The sequence below is a fragment of the Modestobacter sp. SYSU DS0657 genome, assembly GCF_054050925.1.
The window spans coordinates 284,331-302,102 of the sequence record NZ_JBJHAG010000001.1; the positions used below are offsets into that span (position 1 = coordinate 284,331).

The 17,772-nt window shown below is 73.1% G+C and carries 17 protein-coding genes; 11 read left to right on the top strand and 6 right to left on the bottom strand.

The genetic code is table 11. The features are described from left to right. The first annotated feature begins 17 nt into the window (after positions 1-17). Entirely contained in the window at positions 18-647 is a 630-nt protein-coding gene (locus ACI79A_RS01440) for an ATP-dependent Clp protease proteolytic subunit (protein ID WP_457079160.1), read from the top strand. Positions 648-976: 329 nt separating this feature from the next. After that, entirely contained in the window at positions 977-2,248 is a 1,272-nt protein-coding gene (gene clpX, locus ACI79A_RS01445; protein ID WP_457079162.1) for an ATP-dependent Clp protease ATP-binding subunit ClpX, read from the top strand. A gap of 108 nt (positions 2,249-2,356) precedes the next feature. Here clpX and ACI79A_RS01450 read toward each other — a convergent pair whose 3' ends face one another. Together ACI79A_RS01450 and valS are read right to left on the bottom strand one after the other, a co-directional pair. Next, complete coding sequence (locus ACI79A_RS01450) at positions 2,357-3,271, bottom strand: DUF559 domain-containing protein (protein WP_457079164.1); 915 nt, start codon at positions 3,269-3,271, stop codon at positions 2,357-2,359. Positions 3,272-3,409: 138 nt separating this feature from the next. Then, positions 3,410-5,995, bottom strand: coding sequence for a valine--tRNA ligase (gene valS / locus ACI79A_RS01455; RefSeq protein ID WP_457079166.1), 2,586 nt, complete (start codon positions 5,993-5,995; stop codon positions 3,410-3,412). 19 nt (positions 5,996-6,014) lie between these two features. On the opposite strand from valS, the gene folC reads away from it, so the two are divergent. From folC to ACI79A_RS01470, 3 genes are all read left to right on the top strand, one after another. Further along, positions 6,015-7,391: a bifunctional tetrahydrofolate synthase/dihydrofolate synthase gene (folC, locus tag ACI79A_RS01460; protein ID WP_457079169.1), complete on the top strand. Its 1,377-nt coding sequence runs from the start codon at positions 6,015-6,017 to the stop codon at positions 7,389-7,391. Next, positions 7,388-7,756: a DUF4233 domain-containing protein gene (locus ACI79A_RS01465; RefSeq protein WP_457079171.1), complete on the top strand. Its 369-nt coding sequence runs from the start codon at positions 7,388-7,390 to the stop codon at positions 7,754-7,756. Before folC ends, ACI79A_RS01465 begins: the two co-directional genes overlap by 4 nt. A 120-nt stretch (positions 7,757-7,876) precedes the next feature. Then, positions 7,877-8,155, top strand: a complete 279-nt coding sequence (locus ACI79A_RS01470; protein WP_457079173.1) for a hypothetical protein — start codon at positions 7,877-7,879, stop codon at positions 8,153-8,155. Between the two features lie 24 nt (positions 8,156-8,179). Here ACI79A_RS01470 and ACI79A_RS01475 read toward each other — a convergent pair whose 3' ends face one another. Both ACI79A_RS01475 and ACI79A_RS01480 read right to left on the bottom strand, forming a co-directional pair. Next, positions 8,180-8,719, bottom strand: a complete 540-nt coding sequence (locus ACI79A_RS01475; RefSeq protein WP_457079175.1) for a Clp protease N-terminal domain-containing protein — start codon at positions 8,717-8,719, stop codon at positions 8,180-8,182. Between the two features lies 1 nt (position 8,720). Next, positions 8,721-8,939, bottom strand: coding sequence for a helix-turn-helix domain-containing protein (locus ACI79A_RS01480; RefSeq protein WP_457079177.1), 219 nt, complete (start codon positions 8,937-8,939; stop codon positions 8,721-8,723). Positions 8,940-9,012: 73 nt separating this feature from the next. Here ACI79A_RS01480 and ndk point away from each other — a divergent pair, with 73 nt between their 5' ends. Further along, complete coding sequence (ndk, locus tag ACI79A_RS01485; RefSeq protein WP_457079179.1) at positions 9,013-9,435, top strand: nucleoside-diphosphate kinase; 423 nt, start codon at positions 9,013-9,015, stop codon at positions 9,433-9,435. Positions 9,436-9,505: 70 nt separating this feature from the next. On the opposite strand, the gene ACI79A_RS01490 is transcribed toward ndk, so the two are convergent. Beyond that, entirely contained in the window at positions 9,506-10,021 is a 516-nt protein-coding gene (locus ACI79A_RS01490; RefSeq protein ID WP_457079181.1) for a hypothetical protein, read from the bottom strand. Continuing rightward, positions 10,018-10,284, bottom strand: a complete 267-nt coding sequence (locus ACI79A_RS01495; RefSeq protein WP_457076588.1) for a helix-turn-helix transcriptional regulator — start codon at positions 10,282-10,284, stop codon at positions 10,018-10,020. Before ACI79A_RS01495 ends, ACI79A_RS01490 begins: the two co-directional genes overlap by 4 nt. A 169-nt stretch (positions 10,285-10,453) precedes the next feature. Between ACI79A_RS01495 and ACI79A_RS01500 the strand changes: the two genes are divergently transcribed. From ACI79A_RS01500 to rpmA, 5 genes are all read left to right on the top strand, one after another. Beyond that, complete coding sequence (locus ACI79A_RS01500; RefSeq protein WP_457079183.1) at positions 10,454-12,379, top strand: TIGR03960 family B12-binding radical SAM protein; 1,926 nt, start codon at positions 10,454-10,456, stop codon at positions 12,377-12,379. A gap of 13 nt (positions 12,380-12,392) precedes the next feature. Beyond that, positions 12,393-13,160, top strand: coding sequence for a TIGR03936 family radical SAM-associated protein (locus ACI79A_RS01505; protein WP_457079185.1), 768 nt, complete (start codon positions 12,393-12,395; stop codon positions 13,158-13,160). 264 nt (positions 13,161-13,424) lie between these two features. Then, positions 13,425-16,685, top strand: a complete 3,261-nt coding sequence (locus tag ACI79A_RS01510) for an Rne/Rng family ribonuclease (RefSeq protein ID WP_457079188.1) — start codon at positions 13,425-13,427, stop codon at positions 16,683-16,685. 200 nt (positions 16,686-16,885) lie between these two features. Further along, entirely contained in the window at positions 16,886-17,197 is a 312-nt protein-coding gene (rplU, locus tag ACI79A_RS01515; protein WP_153360663.1) for a 50S ribosomal protein L21, read from the top strand. 7 nt (positions 17,198-17,204) lie between these two features. After that, entirely contained in the window at positions 17,205-17,471 is a 267-nt protein-coding gene (gene rpmA, locus ACI79A_RS01520; protein WP_457076582.1) for a 50S ribosomal protein L27, read from the top strand. Positions 17,472-17,772 lie beyond the last annotated feature (301 nt).

A 17,772-nucleotide genomic window follows, 5' to 3' on the forward strand; every position in this document is an offset into this window, starting at 1 on the left:
ACGGTCGGAGGACTGACATGAGCGACTTCCAGATGCCTTCGAGCCGGTACATCCTGCCCTCCTTCGTGGAGCGCACGAGCTACGGCATGAAGGAGAGCAACCCGTACAACAAGCTCTTCGAGGAGCGCATCATCTTCCTCGGGGTGCAGGTCGACGACGCGTCGGCCAACGACGTCATGGCCCAGCTGATCACGCTGGAGTCCAACGACCCCGACCGCGACATCACCATGTACATCAACTCGCCCGGCGGCTCGTTCACCGCGCTCACGGCGATCTACGACACGATGATGTTCGTCCGGCCCGACATCCAGACCGTCTGCATGGGCCAGGCCGCCTCCGCGGCCGCCGTCCTGCTCGCGGCCGGGACGCCGGGCAAGCGCCTGGCGCTGCCCTACTCCCGGGTGCTGATCCACCAGCCCTCCGGCGAGGCCGGCGGTCAGGTCACCGACCTGGAGATCCACGCCGCCGAGATCGAGCGGGTGCGCACCCAGATGGAGCAGATCCTGGCCCGGCACACCGGCCAGACCCAGGAGCAGGTCCGCAAGGACATCGACCGGGACAAGATCCTCACGGCCGAGCAGGCCAAGGAGTACGGGATCGTGGACCAGGTCATCGCCAGCCGGAAGCTCAACGCGCTGCCGGCTTGATCGATCCTGATCGGTACGGGCCGGGGCCGCGCGTGTCGCGTCTCCGGCCCGTACCGTTCACCCATCCCGTGAGGTCACCGGCCCGACCGCCGGCGGCGTCGTGGGGGAGCCGGGGCGGGTGTGGCGAAGCGGACGACCAGGGTGCGTTCCTGCCCCGGAACGTCAGGCCGGCCGGGTAGGTTCGATGAACGCCCGATCCCCGGTCTGCACCGTTCGGTCCGCACCGCAGGGACATCCGCAGGCGCCCACCACATGGGGCGTCGACAGGGCAAGACAACGCGTACCGGGTCGGCCACCGTGCCGTCCCACTCGAGGTGGAGGTCAGCCAGGTGGCACGTATCGGTGAGAGTGGCGACCTGCTGAAGTGCTCGTTCTGCGGGAAGAGCCAGAAGCAGGTCAAGAAGCTCATCGCTGGCCCCGGGGTCTACATCTGCGACGAGTGCATCGACCTCTGCAACGAGATCATCGAGGAGGAGCTCTCGGAGTCGTCGGACCTCAAGTTCGACGAGCTGCCGAAGCCCAAGGAGATCCACGACTTCCTCGAGCAGTACGTGATCGGCCAGGACAAGGCCAAGCGCACGCTGGCCGTGGCGGTCTACAACCACTACAAGCGGGTGCAGGCCGGCGGCGCGGGCAGCCGTGACGACTCCGTCGAGCTGGCCAAGTCCAACATCCTGCTGATGGGCCCCACCGGGTGCGGCAAGACCCACCTGGCGCAGACGCTGGCCCGGATGCTCAACGTCCCCTTCGCGATCGCCGACGCCACCGCGCTCACCGAGGCCGGTTACGTGGGTGAGGACGTCGAGAACATCCTGCTGAAGCTGATCCAGGCCGCCGACTACGACGTCAAGCGCGCCGAGACGGGGATCATCTACATCGACGAGGTCGACAAGATCGCCCGCAAGAGCGAGAACCCGTCGATCACCCGCGACGTCTCCGGTGAGGGTGTGCAGCAGGCGCTGCTGAAGATTCTCGAGGGGACGACGGCGTCGGTGCCGCCGCAGGGTGGGCGCAAGCACCCGCACCAGGAGTTCATCCAGATCGACACCACCAACGTGCTGTTCATCGTGGGTGGCGCCTTCGCCGGACTCGACCAGGTCATCGAGGCCCGCACCGGCAAGCAGGGGATCGGTTTCGGCGCCGAGGTCCGCGGCAAGGCCGAGATCGAGGAGGCCAACGCCTTCGCGCAGGTCATGCCGGAGGACCTGATGAAGTTCGGGATGATCCCCGAGTTCATCGGCCGGCTGCCGGTGATCACCAGCGTGCAGAAGCTGGACCGTGAGGCCCTCATCAACATCCTCACCGAGCCGAAGAACGCCCTGGTGCGCCAGTACCGCCGGCTGTTCGAGCTCGACGGCGTGGAGTTGGAGTTCACCGACGACGCGCTGGAGGCGATCGCCGACCAGGCGATCCTGCGGGGCACCGGGGCGCGTGGACTCCGGGCGATCATGGAGGAGGTCCTCCAGTCGGTCATGTACGACATCCCCAGCCGGGAGGACGTCGCCACCGTCGTCATCACCAAGGACGTCGTGCTGGAGCACGTGAACCCGACGATCGTGCCCCGCAAGCCCAGCCGCGCCCCCCGCGAGAAGAGCGCCTGACCCCACCAGCTCCGCCGACGGCCCGTTCCCCAGCAGGGGAGCGGGCCGTTCGCCCGTTGCCCGGGGCCGCGCTCCTCATCCGGCCATCAGGAGGCCGCGAGTGGCCGGTCAGCGAGCGAGGCTCAGCCGCTGCCGATAGACCGCCGCGATCTCGGCCTGGCACCCAGCCGGCTCCCTGGTGAGCCGGGCGTAGCTGAAACGCAGGACGAGCCAGCCGCAGGCGGCGAGTGCGGCGTCCCGCGCGAGGTCGCGCTCGCGCTGCTCCCGGCCACCGTGGAAGGCGGCGCCGTCCAGCTCGACGGCCAGCTGCACGCCCGGCCAGGCAGCATCCAGGAACACCCGCCGCCCGTCGGGCAGTCGCACCCGGTGCTGCTGCACACATCCGGGCAGCCCTGGCACCGAGAGCACGTGCAGCACGCCGAAGACCTCCAGCTCGCTCTGGCAGCCGCGCTCGAGCAGACCGATCAGCTGCACCAGATTGGCCCGGCCGGGCAACTCCGGTCGCCGGTCCAGTTCCAGCCCCAGCGCGGCGGTGCTGACCGCTCGCTCACGCGCCGATCGGAGCAGCGCCGCGCGCGCCTCCGCAACCAGGGCAGGCCCAGCGGACCGGCGGTGCGCGCCCGCCCAGCTGTCCACGAGGGCTCGCGCCAACGTCGTCGCCGGGAGCCCCGAGACGATGAGCGAGCGGGGGAGGGGGCAGCGGTGGACAGCCAGCCTCGAGGTGGAGCGGATGCGACGGTCGGTGCCGACCGTGACGTCCAGTCGCAGCGGCCGGTGATCCAGCGCCCCGTGGACGGCGAGGGCGCTTCGGTGGCTGAGCACCCCGCCGGTGTAGCCGACGGCGGCGTGCGCGCGCACTGTCCAGTCATCGGCCCATCCCGGGGCGGTGACCCAGCCGGGGTGCAGGCGCACCAGCCGGCCGCCGGCGAGCCACCGGCCCACGCTGCGCGGACTGGCGCGCTCGGCGAGGTCGGCGGTGGACGACGTTCGCGTGGGGCCGAGGAGCTCGGGGAGGGCATGCACCCGGACACGATGCGGCTTCGGGGGACCGTCTTCGCCCGTTCAGCCCGCACCTGTGGACAGCGCCCGGAGCATTGCTCCCAACCCGGCCAGGATGGTGCTCGAAGTGGCCGGATGGGGAGCAAGACGCTCCCCGGCGGGTCAGGCGTCCGGTGCCTCGGCCAGGACGACGTCGACGCGCAGCGGGCCCTCGCCGGGGACGATCGACAGCTCCGCGATCCGGCCGGCGTCCGCCAGGTCCGCGCGGGCCGCCTCGATCGCGGCGACCCGGGCCGCCGGTGCGGTCACCGTGGTCGTCGCGACGTCGGCGCGCATGGAGGCCTTCGCGTCGGACTTCGCCTTGCGGACGGCCGACAGGACCTCCGCCGCCGCCGTCACCACGGCCGGGTCACCGCCGGTGGGGAGCTCCGTGGCGGCCGGCCACAGCGCGCGGTGCACCGAGCCGGTCTGCCACCAGGACCAGACCTCCTCGGTGACGAACGGCAGCACCGGCGCGAACAGCCGCAGCTGCACCGACAGCGCGATCGCCAGCGTCGCCTGCGCGGACACCGCGGCGTCCCCGGTGCCGTAGGCGCGGGACTTCACCAGCTCCACGTAGTCGTCGCAGAAGGACCAGAAGAACGCCTCGGTGACCTCCAGCGCCCGGCTGTAGTTGTAGGCCTCCATGGCTGCGGTGGCCTCGTCGACGACCGTTGCCAGCGCGGCCAGCAGCCCGCGGTCGATCGGCTCGGTCACCTGGTCGGCGGTCAGCGCGGTCGTGGCACCCAGCCCCAGCACGAACTTGCCGACGTTGAGGATCTTCATGGCCAGCCGGCGGCCGACCTTCATCTGCGCCTCGTCGAAGGGCGAGTCCGCCCCCGGCCGGGCGCCGGCGGCGCGCCAGCGCACGGCGTCGGTGCCGTAGCGCTCCAGCACGTCGATCGGGGTGGTGGCGTTCCCCTTCGACTTCGACATCTTCTTGCGGTCGGGGTCGACGACGAAGCCGGAGATCGTGGCGTGCGTCCACGGCACCGTGCCGTGCTCGTAGTGCGAGCGGACGACGGTGGAGAACAGCCAGGTGCGGATGATGTCGTGCGCCTGCGGCCGCTGGTCCATCGGGAAGACGTGCGCGAACAGCTCCGGGTCGGTCTCCCAGCCCGAGGCCACCTGCGGCGACAGCGACGAGGTGGCCCAGGTGTCCATCACGTCGGGGTCGGCCATGAAGCCGCCCGGCACGCCGCGCTGGTCCTCGGTGTAGCCCGCCGGGACGTCGGAGGAGGGGTCGACCGGCAGCGCCGACTCCGGCGCCAGGATCGGGTCGTCGTACACGGGCTCGCCCTCGTCGTCCAGGCGGTACCAGACCGGGAACGGGACGCCGAAGAACCGCTGCCGGCTGATCAGCCAGTCGCCGTTGAGCCCGTCGACCCAGTTCTCGTAGCGGTGCCGCATGTGCTCGGGCACCCACTGGATCTCCCGGCCCCGGGCGATGAGCGCCTCACGCAGGTCGGCGTCCCGGCCGCCGTTGCGGATGTACCACTGCCGCGTGGTGACGATCTCCAGCGGGCGCTCGCCCTTCTCGAAGAACTTCACCGGGTGGGTGATCGGCTTCGGGTCGCCGACCAGGTCGCCGGACTCCCGCAGCAGCTCGACGATCCGCTGCTGCGCGCTGAAGGAGGTCTTGCCGGCGAGCTCCGCGTAGACGTCGGCGGGCACGTCGGCCGGGGGATCGGCGACGAACCGACCGTCCCAGCCGATGACGGCGCGGGTGGGCAGCTGCAGCTCCCGCCACCAGGTGACGTCGTTGAGGTCGCCGAAGGTGCAGATCATCGCGATGCCCGAGCCCTTGTCCGGCTCGGCCAGCCGGTGCGCCACGACCGGCACCTCGACGCCGAACAGCGGCGTCGTGACCGTCTTCCCGAACAGCGGCTGGTAGCGCTCGTCGTCGGGGTGGGCGACCAGGGCGACGCAGGCCGGCAGCAGCTCGGGGCGGGTGGTCTCGATGAAGACCGGGCCGTCCGCACCGCGGAAGCCGATCCGGTGGTAGGCGCCGGGGCGCTCCCGGTCCTCCAGCTCGGCCTGCGCGACCGCCGTGCGGAAGGTGACGTCCCAGAGGGTCGGCGCCTCCTGCGCGTAGGCCTCACCGCGGGCGAGGTTGTGCAGGAACATCTTCTGCGCGGTGGCCCGGGAGGACTCGGAGATCGTCCGGTACACGTTCGACCAGTCGACCGACAGGCCCACCCGCCGCCACAGCTTGGCGAACTCCTCCTCGTCCTCGGCGGTCAGCCGCTCGCAGAGCTCGACGAAGTTGCGCCGGGAGATCGGCTGCTGGTCCTTGCCGGGCTTGGCCGGGGGCTCGAACGCCGGGTCGTAGGGCAGCGAGGGGTCGCAGCGGACGCCGTAGTAGTTCTGCACGCGCCGCTCGGTCGGCAGGCCGTTGTCGTCCCAGCCCATCGGGTAGAAGACGTGCTTGCCGCGCATCCGCTGGTAGCGGGCGATGATGTCGGTGTGCGTGTAGCTGAACACGTGCCCGACGTGCAGCGAGCCGCTGGCGGTCGGCGGCGGGGTGTCGATGGCGTGGGTCTGGGCGCGGGGGGCCGACAGCGCCGCGGCCCGGTCGAAGGCGTAGGTGCCCTGCTCGGCCCAGCGGGCGACCCACGTGGACTCCAGCCCCTCCAGGGAGGGCTTGTCGGGTACGGCGCCGCCGGCTCCCGGCGCCGTGCTCTCGGGGGCTCGGGTGTCAGCGACCATGACTGGCATCCTAAGAGCGATGAGCACCTCCATTCCCCCAGGGCAGGCGGCCGCGGACCCTGAGCTGGCCCGGGTCGAGCAGGCGCTCCTGGCGCGCTGGCCGGAGAACCGGCTCGAGCCGTCGCTGACCCGCATCACCGCGCTGGTCGACCTGCTCGGTTCGCCGCACCGCGCGTTCCCGGTCGTCCAGGTCACCGGCACCAACGGCAAGACGACGACGGCGCGGATGGTCGACGAGCTGTTGCGCGGCTTCGGCCTGCGCGTGGGCCGGTTCACCAGCCCGCACCTGGAGACGGTGCGCGAGCGGATCGTCATCGACGGGGAGCCGATCAGCGCCGAGCGCTTCGTCGAGGTGTACGACGACATCGCGCCCTACGTGCAGATGGTCGACGCCGGCGGGGACGTGCCGATGTCGTTCTTCGAGGTCACGGTGGCGCTGGCCTACGCCGCCTTCGCCGAGACCCCGGTCGACGTCGCCGTCGTCGAGGTGGGCATGGGCGGCACCTGGGACGCCACGAACGTCGTCGACGCGCGGGTCGCCGTCGTCACGCCGGTCTCCCTGGACCACGCCGAGTACCTGGGCCCCGACGTCGCCACGATCGCCACGGAGAAGTCCGGGATCATCAAGGCCGACTCGGTCGCGGTGCTGGCCCACCAGCCGGCCGGTGCCCTGGAGGCGCTGGTCCGCCGGGCGATCGAGGTCGAGGCCACCGTCGCCCGCGAGGGCACCGAGTTCGGCGTGCTGGAGCGGCGGGTGGCCGTGGGCGGGCAGCAGGTGCGCCTGCAGGGCCTCGGCGGGGAGTACGACGAGGTGTTCCTCCCGCTGTTCGGGGCGCACCAGGCGCAGAACGCCGCCGTGGCGCTGGCCGCGGTCGAGGCGTTCCTGGGTGCCGGTGCGGCCAGCGGGCCCATCGCCCAGGACGTCGTCCGCGAGGCCTTCGCCGGCGTGCGGTCGCCGGGTCGGCTCGAGCGCGTGCGCACCTCGCCGACCGTGCTCATCGACGCCGCCCACAACCCGGCGGGGATGGCCGCGACGGCCGACGCGGTGCGCGAGTCCTTCGACTTCACCCGGCTGGTCGGCGTGGTCAGCTGCGTGGTCGGCAAGGACGTGAGTGGGATCCTCGAGGCGCTCGAGCCGCTGTGCGCCGAGCTGGTGGTCACCCAGCACAGCTCCGCCCGCGCCATGCCCGCCGATGAGCTGGGGGCGCTGGCCGTCGACGTCTTCGGCGCTGACCGGGTCAGCGTCCACCCGCGGCTCGCCGAGGCGCTGGAGTCGGCGATCGAGCTGGCCGAGGCCGGGCCGGACGACGCGCTGGGCGGCTCGGGCGTGCTGGTCACCGGCAGCGTGATCACCGCCGGCGAGGCCCGCACGCTGCTCGCCGGCCGGCGGGCATGACCGCACCCGACCCCGTCCGCGCGGGGAAGGCGCTGGGCGGCGCGGCCGCCGCGATCCTGTTCCTGGAGGGGATCGCGGTGCTCTTCGTGCCGCGGGCGTTCGCGCCCACCGAGGGCGGGATCTCCGGCGTCGGCCTGTGGTCGGTGCTGGCCCTCGCGCTGGTGCTGGTGCTCGCCAGCGGGCTGCAGCGCCGGCCGCAGGGGCTGCAGATCGGCACCGTGCTGCAGGTGCCGCTGCTGCTGACCGGTCTGCTCGGCGGCGCGATGTGGTTCGTCGGCGGGGTCTTCCTGCTCATCTGGCTGTACCTGCTGCAGATCCGCAAGGAGCTGCTGGGCACCGCGCTCGGCCCGCCGCCGGCCGGCTGAGCTCACCCGATCGGGCGAGTGCCCGCGCGTTCGACGCGAGGAGTGCGCGAAGCTCGCCGTGACCGGTGTGCAGAGGTGATCGCGCTCTGCTGAAACACCGCTGGGGACGGGGGAGAGGTCATGGCAGACCACAGGAGTTGCTGCGGGGGCAGCCACGAGGTGCCCGGGCGCAAGGCGCGGCGCAGCACCACGGACGAGCCGGTGATCGGCCCGGCCGGGCCGATCAGCACGACGATCGTCGACTACGCCGCGCGCGTCCGGTTCCGGCTGCCCGAGGACGCCGTCGAGCGCCGGGCCCAGCAGCTGCACGCCCGCAGCAGCTACGACTGCTGGAACGGGCTCAGCGACAAGGACCAGGAGCTGTGGCGGCACATGGCCCGAATGGACCTCGCCGGCTGAGAGCCTGCTGAGGTCTCGCGGCCGTCACGCCGCCTCGGTGGCGTCGAGGTGGTCCTGCACCGCGGCCGCGGTGGTGCCGAGGTGCTGCAGCACGGCGCCGACCACCGGGTCACCCACGTCGAGCAGGCCGAACAGGACGTCGCCGCTGTCGATGCCCCGACCACGCCGACGGCGCCGCCGTGCCCCGACCACGTGCCGGAGTGCCTGCTCGAGCGCCTTCCTGCTGCCCTCGGCGAAGGGGAGGTGCCCCCCTGGTCCCTCACGGCCCGGGTCGAGCGCGCCCGGGCCGAACCGTGCTTCCACGGTGGCCCGGACCTGGTCCAGGTCCACCCCGAGGGCGGCCAGGGCGGCCGGGTCCAGTGGGTCGGTGGCGGAGGCGACCGCCGTCCGCAGCCGCACCGGGTCGATCCCCGCCGCGTCGAGTGCGTCGGCGCCCCGGCCGCCGCGGGTGCTGATCGCCAGCAGCAGGTGCACCGGCTCGATCCGGTCGGCCCGGAGGCCGCGGGCGTGGGCCTGGGCATCGACGACGACCTGCCGGGCGTCGTCGGTGAAGCGCTCGAACACCTCAGTCGTCCTTCCTGCCGTGGGCGTGCTTCTTGTGGACCGCCTGCCGGCTGACACCGAGCGCGTCGGCGATCTGCTGCCAGGACCACCCGCGGTCGCGGGCGCTGGAGACCTGGAGGGCCTCCAGCCGGTCGGCCAGCTCGCGCAGCGCCCGGATGGCGCGCAGCCCGGTCGCCGGGTCGTCGGCCGCGGCGGCCGCGGTGACGTCGGTGGTCGACATGTCTGTCAACGTAGGTTGACGATCGAAGGCTGTCAACCAGAGTTGACGGACGTCGTCCCGTACGCTCCGGCCCGTGTCTGCACCCACTGCTGAGCGCACCCTCGTCCTGGTCAAGCCCGACGGCGTGGCCCGCGGCCTGGTCGGCCAGGTGATCGCCCGGCTCGAGGCCAAGGGCCTGCGCCTGGTCGCCGCCGAGCTGCGCACGCTGACCACCGAGGTCGCCGAGACCCACTACGCCGAGCACCGCGAGCGGCCGTTCTTCGGCTCGCTGGTGGAGTTCATCACCAGCGCCCCGCTGATGGCCCTGGTCGTCGAGGGCCCGCGGGCCATCGAGGCCTTCCGCGCGCTGGCCGGCGCGACCGACCCGGTCAAGGCCGGCCCCGGCACCATCCGCGGCGACTTCGCCCTCGAGGTCCAGGCGAACATCGTGCACGGCTCGGACTCGCCCGAGTCGGCCGCGCGCGAGATCGCGCTGTTCTTCCCCGAGCTCGGCTGATCCCTCCGTCGGCTCTGCGGCGGGGGTGCCTGGTGGTGCTCCCGCCGCCGAGCCGACCGGGGTCGACGGGTCAGCCCGTCAGGTCGGCGTCCTCGGCGGGCTCCTCCGGGGAGGTCCAGGCCAGGTGCCAGTAGGTCAGCAGGCCGCTGGTGAACCACAGCAGGAAGCCGAGGCAGAGCGCCAGTTCGACGTGTTCGGTGAGGGCGACGACGGTGGTCGCGCCCGCGAACGCCGCGAAGGTCAGCGCCGCGCTCGGCCAGGCCACCGCATTGTGCGACCGCTCGCCCAGCCGTCGCTGGTGCTCGTCCAGTGACCGCTTGTCCCGGTCGAGGACGCCGCGGATGCCCAGGTTCAGCACCGAGTGCAGCGGGATGAACGAGAGCATGCCGATCGTCCAGGCGGCGAAGAACCACGTCGACCACCCCTCGTCGGTCGCCGCGGCGATCAGGGTGGCGGCGATCAGGACCACGAGCAGCGTCGCCTCGGCGACGACCGCCCGCCGGCGGACCTGCGGGCGTCGGGCCCACGCGTGGCGCTCGTCCTCGAACGTGCGGGCGAGGTAGGTCGGGGTCGGCGAGTGCGTCATGACGTCCTCCTGAGGAGTTCCTGGCTGAGCGAGGGCAGGGGCTCGAGGGAGAAGACCGCCTCGACCGGCAGGTCGAAGTAGCGGGCGATGCGCAGCGCCAGGGCCAGTGACGGGCTGTACTCGCCGCGCTCCACGTAGCCGATGGTCTGCGGATGCACGCCGACGGCCTCCGCCAGCTCCTTCCGGCTCACGCCCCGGTCGGCGCGCAGCACGCCGATGCGGTCGTACACCTTGTCCGCTTCACTCCGCGGCTGTCGTCCCATGCCACGAACCATAGCATTATTGCTATCTGTCGAGCAATGAATCGTGGTCTTCGTGGTGACTGGCGACGTCCGGGTGCCGACACGCAGGTCCCGCCGCGCGGGGTCGGCGCGGCCGCCCACCCGTCGGAGGGGGGAGCTGGTGCGCGGTGGCGTCTACCCTGGGCAGGTCATGACTGGTGAGTCCCTGTACCCCCGCCTCGAGCCGTTGCTGGCCCAGGTCCAGAAGCCGATCCAGTACGTCGGCGGTGAGCTCAACGCCCAGGTGAAGCCCTGGGACGACGTCGCCGTCCACTGGGCGCTGATGTACCCCGACGCTTATGAGGTGGGCCTGCCCAACCAGGGCCTCATGATCCTCTACGAGGTGCTCAACGAGCGCTCCGACGCCCTGGCCGAGCGCACCTACGCCGTCTGGCCCGACCTGGCCACGCTGATGCGCGAGCACGGCGTCGGCCAGTTCACCGTCGACAGCCACCGGGCGGTGCGCGACTTCGACCTGCTGGGCGTCAGCTTCGCCACCGAGCTGGGCTACACCAATCTGCTCGAGGCTCTCGACCTTGCCGGGGTGCCGCTGCACGCCGTCGACCGCGACGAGACCCACCCGGTCGTCGTGGCCGGCGGCCACGCCGCGTTCAACCCCGAGCCGGTCAGCGACTTCATCGACTGCGCGGTGCTCGGCGACGGTGAGCAGGTCGTCGGCGACATCACCGACGTCGTCGCCGCCTGGAAGGCCCAGGGCCGCCCCGGCGGCCGGGTCGAGCTGCTGGCCCGGCTGGCCCGGGTCGACGGCGTCTACGTGCCCCGCTTCTACGCGGTCACCTACGCCGCCGACGGCGCGATCGCCGAGGTGCTGCGCACCCGTGACGACGTCCCGGCCAAGGTCGGCAAGCGCACCGTCATGGACCTCGACGAGTGGCCCTACCCGAAGCAGCCGCTGGTGCCGCTCGCCGAGAGCGTGCACGAGCGGATGAGCGTGGAGATCTTCCGCGGCTGCACCCGTGGCTGCCGGTTCTGCCAGGCCGGGATGATCACCCGCCCGGTGCGCGAGCGGACGATCACCGGCATCGGCTCGATGGTCGACGCCGGCCTCAAGGCCACCGGCTACGAGGAGGTGGGCCTGCTCTCGCTGAGCAGCGCCGACCACTCCGAGATCGGCCAGCTGGCCACCGAGCTCGCCGACCGGTACGAGGGCACGAACACCGGCCTGAGCCTGCCCTCCACCCGGGTCGACGCGTTCAACGTGACCCTGGCCAACGAGCTGTCCCGCAACGGCCGTCGCTCCGGGCTGACCTTCGCCCCCGAGGGTGGCAGCGAGCGGATCCGCCGGGTGATCAACAAGACCGTGTCCAAGGAGGACCTGGTCCGCACGGTCACCACCGCCTACGCCAACGGCTGGCGGCAGGTGAAGCTGTACTTCATGTGCGGTCTGCCCACCGAGACCGACGAGGACGTGCTGGAGATCGCCGAGCTGGCGGTCGAGGTGATCCGCGCCGGCCGGGAGGCCAGCGGCAGCAAGGACATCCGCTGCACCGTCTCCATCGGTGGCTTCGTGCCCAAGCCGCACACCCCGTTCCAGTGGGCCGGGCAGGCGAGCGCGGAGACGATCGACCACCGGCTCAAGGTGCTCCGCGAGGCGATCAACGCCGACCGGCGCATCGGCCGCTCCATCGGCCTGCGCTACCACGACGGCAAGCCGGGGGTGATCGAGGGGCTGCTCTCCCGCGGCGACCGCCGGGTGGGCCGGGTCATCGAGCGGGTGTGGCGCGACGGCGGCCACTTCGACGGCTGGAGCGAGCACTTCTCCTACCAGCGGTGGACGACGGCCGCGGCGGAGGAGCTGGCCCCCTTCGGCGTCGACCTGGACTGGTACACCACCCGGGAGCGCACCGAGCACGAGGTGCTGCCCTGGGACCACCTGGACTCCGGGCTGGACAAGGAGTGGCTCTGGGAGGACTGGCAGGAGGCGATCTCCGAGGAGGAGGTCGGCGACTGCCGCTGGACCGGCTGCTACGACTGCGGTGTCTGCCCGACGATGGGCACCGAGATCCAGATCGGCCCGACCGGGCGCAGCCTGCTCCCGCTCACGGTCGTCCGCTGATGAGGGTGCGCTGATGGCCCGCCAGCCCGACGGGCCGCCCCCGCCGCCGACCGTGCAGAAGCTGCGGCTGCGCTACACCAAGCGCGGGCCGCTGCGGTTCGCCTCGCACCGCGACCTCGCCCGGGCGCTGGAGCGCGCACTGCGCCGTGCCCAGGTGCCGATGGCGTTCTCGGCGGGGTTCAGCCCGCACCCCAAGATCAGCTACATGGGCGCGGCGCCCACCGGGGCGGCCTCGGAGGCCGAGTACGTGGAGATCGGTCTCTCCCAGCGTCGCGACCCGGAGCAGGTGCGTGCCGCCCTCGACGCGTCCCTGCCGCCGGGCATCGACGTGCTGGAGTGCGTCGAGGCGGGGGAGGGGACCGGCTCGCTCGCCGACCGGCTCGACGCCACCCGCTGGCGGATCGACCTGCCCGGCGTCGCCCCGGAGGAGCTCTCCGCGGCCCTCGCCGAGCTGCTCGCGAGGGAGACGGTGACGGTCACCAAGCGGGCCAAGACCGGCACCAAGGACGTCGACGTCCGGGCCGCCGTCGTCCGCGCGTCGGTGGCCGGGGACACAGGTTGTGCCATACTGCAGGTGGTCGTACGGCAGCTCACGCCGACCGTGCGACCGGACGACGTGATGGCTGCCCTGGCTGTCGTCGCCGACCTGCACCCGCCGTCGCCCCCACGGGCCGTGCGTGAGGCGCAGGGCCGGCTCGACGAGAGTGGTGACGTCGCCGACCCGCTCGACCCAGATCGTGCGACGCGTTCCTGCTGCCAGGAGGAACGGGCGCCGGTCTGACCGGCGGGGCCGGGTGCCGGACGCCGTCTGCGACACGTCTGCCAGCCGTGGCGCGACCCAAGAGCTCTGCACCACCGCACCACCCGCGATCCTGCTGCACCACCGGGCCCCAGCCGCACCGGCCGGGGCACGAAACAGACTTCGCGGGCCGGCCGACCCCGCCGCACCTCGGTGTGGCCGCCCGACCCGCCCAACCCGCGTTCCTGCGCGGCCGCCAGTCGGAGACGATCGGCGCCCGGGGACGCACCAGGAGGCGAGCCCTTCGTGGCCGACCGCATCGACGACAACGACAGCACCACCGAGGCGCCGGAGACCTCCCCGGTCACCGCGCCGCCGGGCTCCGGCCCGGCCCCGGAGGCCGGCACGGCGACCGAGCCGGAGACCCCGGTGGAGGAGCCGGACGACGAGCCGGTCGAGGACGAGACGGTCCAGGACGCGGCCGCCGAGGCGTCCCCGGAGCCGGTCGCGCCCCAGCCGGCGGAGGAGCCGGAGGCCGAGGCGCCGCGCTTCGGCGCCCAGTTCAGCTCCCCGGAGCCGACCGCCGTCACCGCGCGTCCGCGCCGCCGGGCCACCCGCCCGGCGCTGGCCGCCGACCCCGACTCGGTCACCCCGCCGCCGCCGGCCCCGCCGGTGGCTCCGGCCTTCGTCAGCTTCATGGCCCCGCCCGAGCCGGAGGCCGTCTCCCCGCGCCGGCGCAGCCGCCGGACCGAAGCCGAGTCCCCGGCCGACCCGGAGGCCGCCCCCCGGGCCGACCGCGACGAGCAGCCCGCCGCGCCGTCGCGCCGCTCCCGGCGGCGCCGTCCCGCGGACACCGAGGACGGCACCCCCGACGTGGAGGACGTCGCCGCCCTCGCTGCCGCTGAGCAGCAGGCCGACCGGTCCGACGACGAGCAGGACACCGGCGACCGCGAGACCGACGACCGGGACACCGACGACCGGGACACCGACGACCGGGACACCGACGACCGGGACACCGACGACCGCGACGGCGACGACGGGGGCTCGGCCGGCAGCCGGCGGCGCCGCCGGGGCCGTCGTGGCCGCGGCCGGGGCCGGTCCGGGGACGACTCGGCCGACACCGACGAGGACGCACCCGGGCAGACCGCCGGGGCGACCCGCGGCGAGGACACCGACGACACGGAGGAGTCCGGCGGCGCCGACGACGCCGAGGACACCGACGACGCCGAGGGCAGCAGCGGGTCGAGCACCCGTCGCCGGCGGCGCCGTCGTCGCCGGGGCAGCAGCGGCGAGGCCGGCGACGACGCGACCGAGGACGCCGACGACCGCCCCGAGCGCGCCGGCCGCAACGGCCGGGTCAGCAGCGAGGACGACGTCAAGGGCGTCGCCGGCTCGACCCGGCTGGAGGCCAAGCGCCAGCGCCGCCGGGAGGGCCGGGACGGCGGCCGCCGCCGGGCGCCGATCCTCTCCGAGTCCGAGTTCCTCGCCCGCCGCGAGGCCGTCGACCGGGCCATGGTCATCCGGCAGCAGGGCGAGCGGACCCAGATCGCCGTTCTCGAGGACGACGTCCTGGTCGAGCACTACGTCACCCAGGCGCAGGCGACGTCGTTCGCCGGCAACGTCTACCTCGGCCGGGTGCAGAACGTGCTGCCCAGCATGGAGGCGGCGTTCGTCGACATCGGCAAGGGACGCAACGCCGTCCTCTACGCCGGTGAGGTCAACTGGGACGCCGCCGGCCTGACCGGCAAGTCCCGTTCCATCGAGACCGCGCTGAAGTCCGGCGACAAGGTCCTGGTGCAGGTCACCAAGGACCCGATCGGCCACAAGGGCGCCCGGCTCACCCAGCAGGTCAACCTGCCGGGCCGGTTCCTGGTCTACGTGCCCGGCGGCTCGATGACCGGCATCAGCCGGAAGCTGCCGGACAAGGAGCGCACCCGGCTCAAGGACATCCTCAAGAAGATCGTCCCCGAGGACGCCGGTGTGATCATCCGGACCGCGGCGGAGGGTGCCTCGGAGGAGGAGCTCACCCGCGACGTGGCCCGGCTGCAGGCGCAGTGGGAGGTCATCCAGACCAAGGCGGCCTCCACCAGCAGCGCCCCGACGTTGCTCTACGGCGAGCCGGACCTGGCGATCCGGGTGATCCGCGACGTCTTCAACGAGGACTTCAAGCGGCTGGTCGTGCAGGGCGACGACGCCTGGGACACCGTCGAGGCCTACGTCGCGCACGTCTCCCCGGAGCTCTCCGAGCGGCTCCAGCGCTACACCGGCACCGGCGACGTCTTCCGCGACCTGCGCATCGACGAGCAGCTGGCCAAGGCGCTGGACCGCAAGGTGTGGCTGCCCTCGGGCGGGTCGCTGGTCATCGACCGCACCGAGGCGATGACCGTGGTCGACGTCAACACCGGCAAGTTCACCGGCTCCGGGGGCAACCTGGAGCAGACGGTCACCCGGAACAACATCGAGGCCGCCGAGGAGATCGTCCGCCAGCTCCGGCTGCGCGACATCGGCGGGATCATCGTGATCGACTTCATCGACATGGTCCTGGAGAGCAACCGCGACCTGGTCCTGCGGCGGCTCACCGAGTGCCTGGGGCGCGACCGCACCAAGCACCAGGTCGCCGAGGTCACCTCCCTCGGCTTGGTGCAGATGACCCGCAAGCGGGTCGGTCAGGGCCTGCTGGAGGTCTTCTCGGAGCCGTGCGAGCACTGCCGGGGCCGGGGTGTGCTGGTGCACACCGATCCGGTCGACGAGAAGCGCCGCGGCGGCAACGGCGGCAACGGTGGCGGTGGCAACGGCAACGGTGGTGGCAGCGGCCAGGGGAACGGTGGCGGCCGCAACCGCGACCAGAACCGGGCCGACAACGCCGGCAAGAACTCGGGCAAGGACAGCGGCAAGGACACCGGCAAGGAGCCGGCCAGGGCGTCGTCCGGTGCGGACGCCGATGTCGCCGCCGACCCGGCGACGTCGGGCGAGGCGTCCGGCGGGGCCGCAGGCGCCGAGGAGCAGGGCGGCGAGGCCGGCACCGAGGGCCGGAGCAGCCGGCGCAGCCGGGGACGGCGTGGGCGCGGGCAGTCCGGGGAGGCCCGGGCCGCCGAGGACGCCGCGGTCCTCGCCGCCAGCGGCGCGGACGGTGACCCCGCCGGCCGGACCGACCAGGGTGGCACCCCGGGTACGCCGGAGGAGTCCCTCCCCGACGGTGCGGCGACCGCGGTGGCGCCGGAGCCGACCGAGGTCCCGACCGAGGCGCACAGCGGGGCTCCGGCCGCGACCGAGGCGGCCACGCCGGACACGGTGCTGGCCGGCCGCATCAGCGAGACCCCCCAGGCCCCGGCCGTCGGACCGGACGAGGTGCCGGCCGCCGAGCCGGACGAGGCGTCGGTGCCCGTGGAGTCGGTTCCCGTCGTGGCGCCCGACGCGCCGGTGCCGCCGGTCGTCGTCGCGCCGCAGCCGGTGGCCGAGCCCGATGCGCCCGCCGCGGAGTCCGCCCCCGACCCGGGGGCCCCGGCGCCCGCCCGCCCGCGTCGTCGCCGGGCGGCGTCCCGCCCGGCCGGGCCGCCGGCCTCGTAGGCGGGTCGGCCCGAAGGCCACGTTCGACCCGGACGCCCGGGCTCGGGTACGCTGGTCGGGTTGCCGCTGTGCGGAGGCACGTCGAGTGCCTGGCGCATCACCTCACCAGAGGTCGGCGGCCCGTCCAGCACCTGGCCACCGTGCCGGAGTGCGCGCAGGACACAGTGCTGGATACGTAGGAACCGATCGAGGAGTCAGTGGTGTACGCAGTCGTCAAGGCCGGTGGAGCGCAGCACAAGGTGGGTGTCGGTGACACGTTCACCATCAACCGCCTCGCCGGGGAGGCCGGTGACACGATCACCCTTCCGGCCCTGCTGCTGGTCGACGGCGACACCGTCACCACCGACGCGCAGGCGCTGGCCGGCGTGACCGTGACCGGCGAGATCGTCGAGCACGGCAAGGGCCCGAAGATCAAGATCCACAAGTTCAAGAACAAGACCGGGTACCACAAGCGGCAGGGGCACCGTCAGCCCCTGACCAGCGTCGTGGTCCGCGACATCACGAAGGGCTGACGACGACATGGCACACAAGAAGGGCGCCTCGTCCTCCCGCAACGGCCGCGACTCGAACGCCCAGCGCCTGGGCGTGAAGCGGTTCGGTGGTCAGGTCGTCAAGGCCGGCGAGATCATCGTCCGCCAGCGCGGCACCCACTTCCACCCGGGCCTGGGCGTCGGCCGCGGCAAGGACGACACGCTGTTCGCCCTGGAGCCGGGCGCGGTGACCTTCGGCCACCGTCGTGGCCGCCGGGTCGTCTCGGTCTCCGCGGTCGAGACCGCCGGGGTCTGAGCACCAGCAGCACCCGAACCACCTGAGCACCACCGGGGGGGGGGGGGGGGGGGGGGGGGGGGGGGGGGGGGGGGGGGGGGGGGGGGGGGGGGGGGGGGGGGGGGGGGGGGGGGGGGGGGGGGGGGGGGGGGGGGGGGGGGGGGGGGGGGGGGGGCGCCCGGCCGCGCCCCCCCCCCCCCGGGCCGGCGCAGGAGGTCGTTCCCCACGCGGCCGGCGCAGTGGGTGGCCCGACCTGCACTTCTCCGTGGAGCGGGTGACCGGGATCGAACCGGCATGGCCAGCTTGGAAGGCTGGGGCTCTG

Excerpts from the sequence above, each read along its gene's own strand:
- ACI79A_RS01465 (WP_457079171.1), top strand. The coding sequence starts at position 7,388 with ATGACCGCACCCGACCCCGTCCGCGCGGGGAAGGCGCTGGGCGGCGCG.
- valS (WP_457079166.1), bottom strand. The coding sequence starts at position 5,995 with ATGGTCGCTGACACCCGAGCCCCCGAGAGCACGGCGCCGGGAGCCGGC.
- ACI79A_RS01480 (WP_457079177.1), bottom strand. The coding sequence starts at position 8,939 with ATGTCGACCACCGACGTCACCGCGGCCGCCGCGGCCGACGACCCGGCG.
- ACI79A_RS01470 (WP_457079173.1), top strand. The coding sequence starts at position 7,877 with ATGGCAGACCACAGGAGTTGCTGCGGGGGCAGCCACGAGGTGCCCGGG.
- ACI79A_RS01505 (WP_457079185.1), top strand. The coding sequence starts at position 12,393 with ATGGCCCGCCAGCCCGACGGGCCGCCCCCGCCGCCGACCGTGCAGAAG.
- ACI79A_RS01500 (WP_457079183.1), top strand. The coding sequence starts at position 10,454 with ATGACTGGTGAGTCCCTGTACCCCCGCCTCGAGCCGTTGCTGGCCCAG.
- folC (WP_457079169.1), top strand. The coding sequence starts at position 6,015 with ATGAGCACCTCCATTCCCCCAGGGCAGGCGGCCGCGGACCCTGAGCTG.
- ACI79A_RS01495 (WP_457076588.1), bottom strand. The coding sequence starts at position 10,284 with ATGGGACGACAGCCGCGGAGTGAAGCGGACAAGGTGTACGACCGCATC.
- rpmA (WP_457076582.1), top strand. The coding sequence starts at position 17,205 with ATGGCACACAAGAAGGGCGCCTCGTCCTCCCGCAACGGCCGCGACTCG.
- ACI79A_RS01490 (WP_457079181.1), bottom strand. The coding sequence starts at position 10,021 with ATGACGCACTCGCCGACCCCGACCTACCTCGCCCGCACGTTCGAGGAC.
- ACI79A_RS01440 (WP_457079160.1), top strand. The coding sequence starts at position 18 with ATGAGCGACTTCCAGATGCCTTCGAGCCGGTACATCCTGCCCTCCTTC.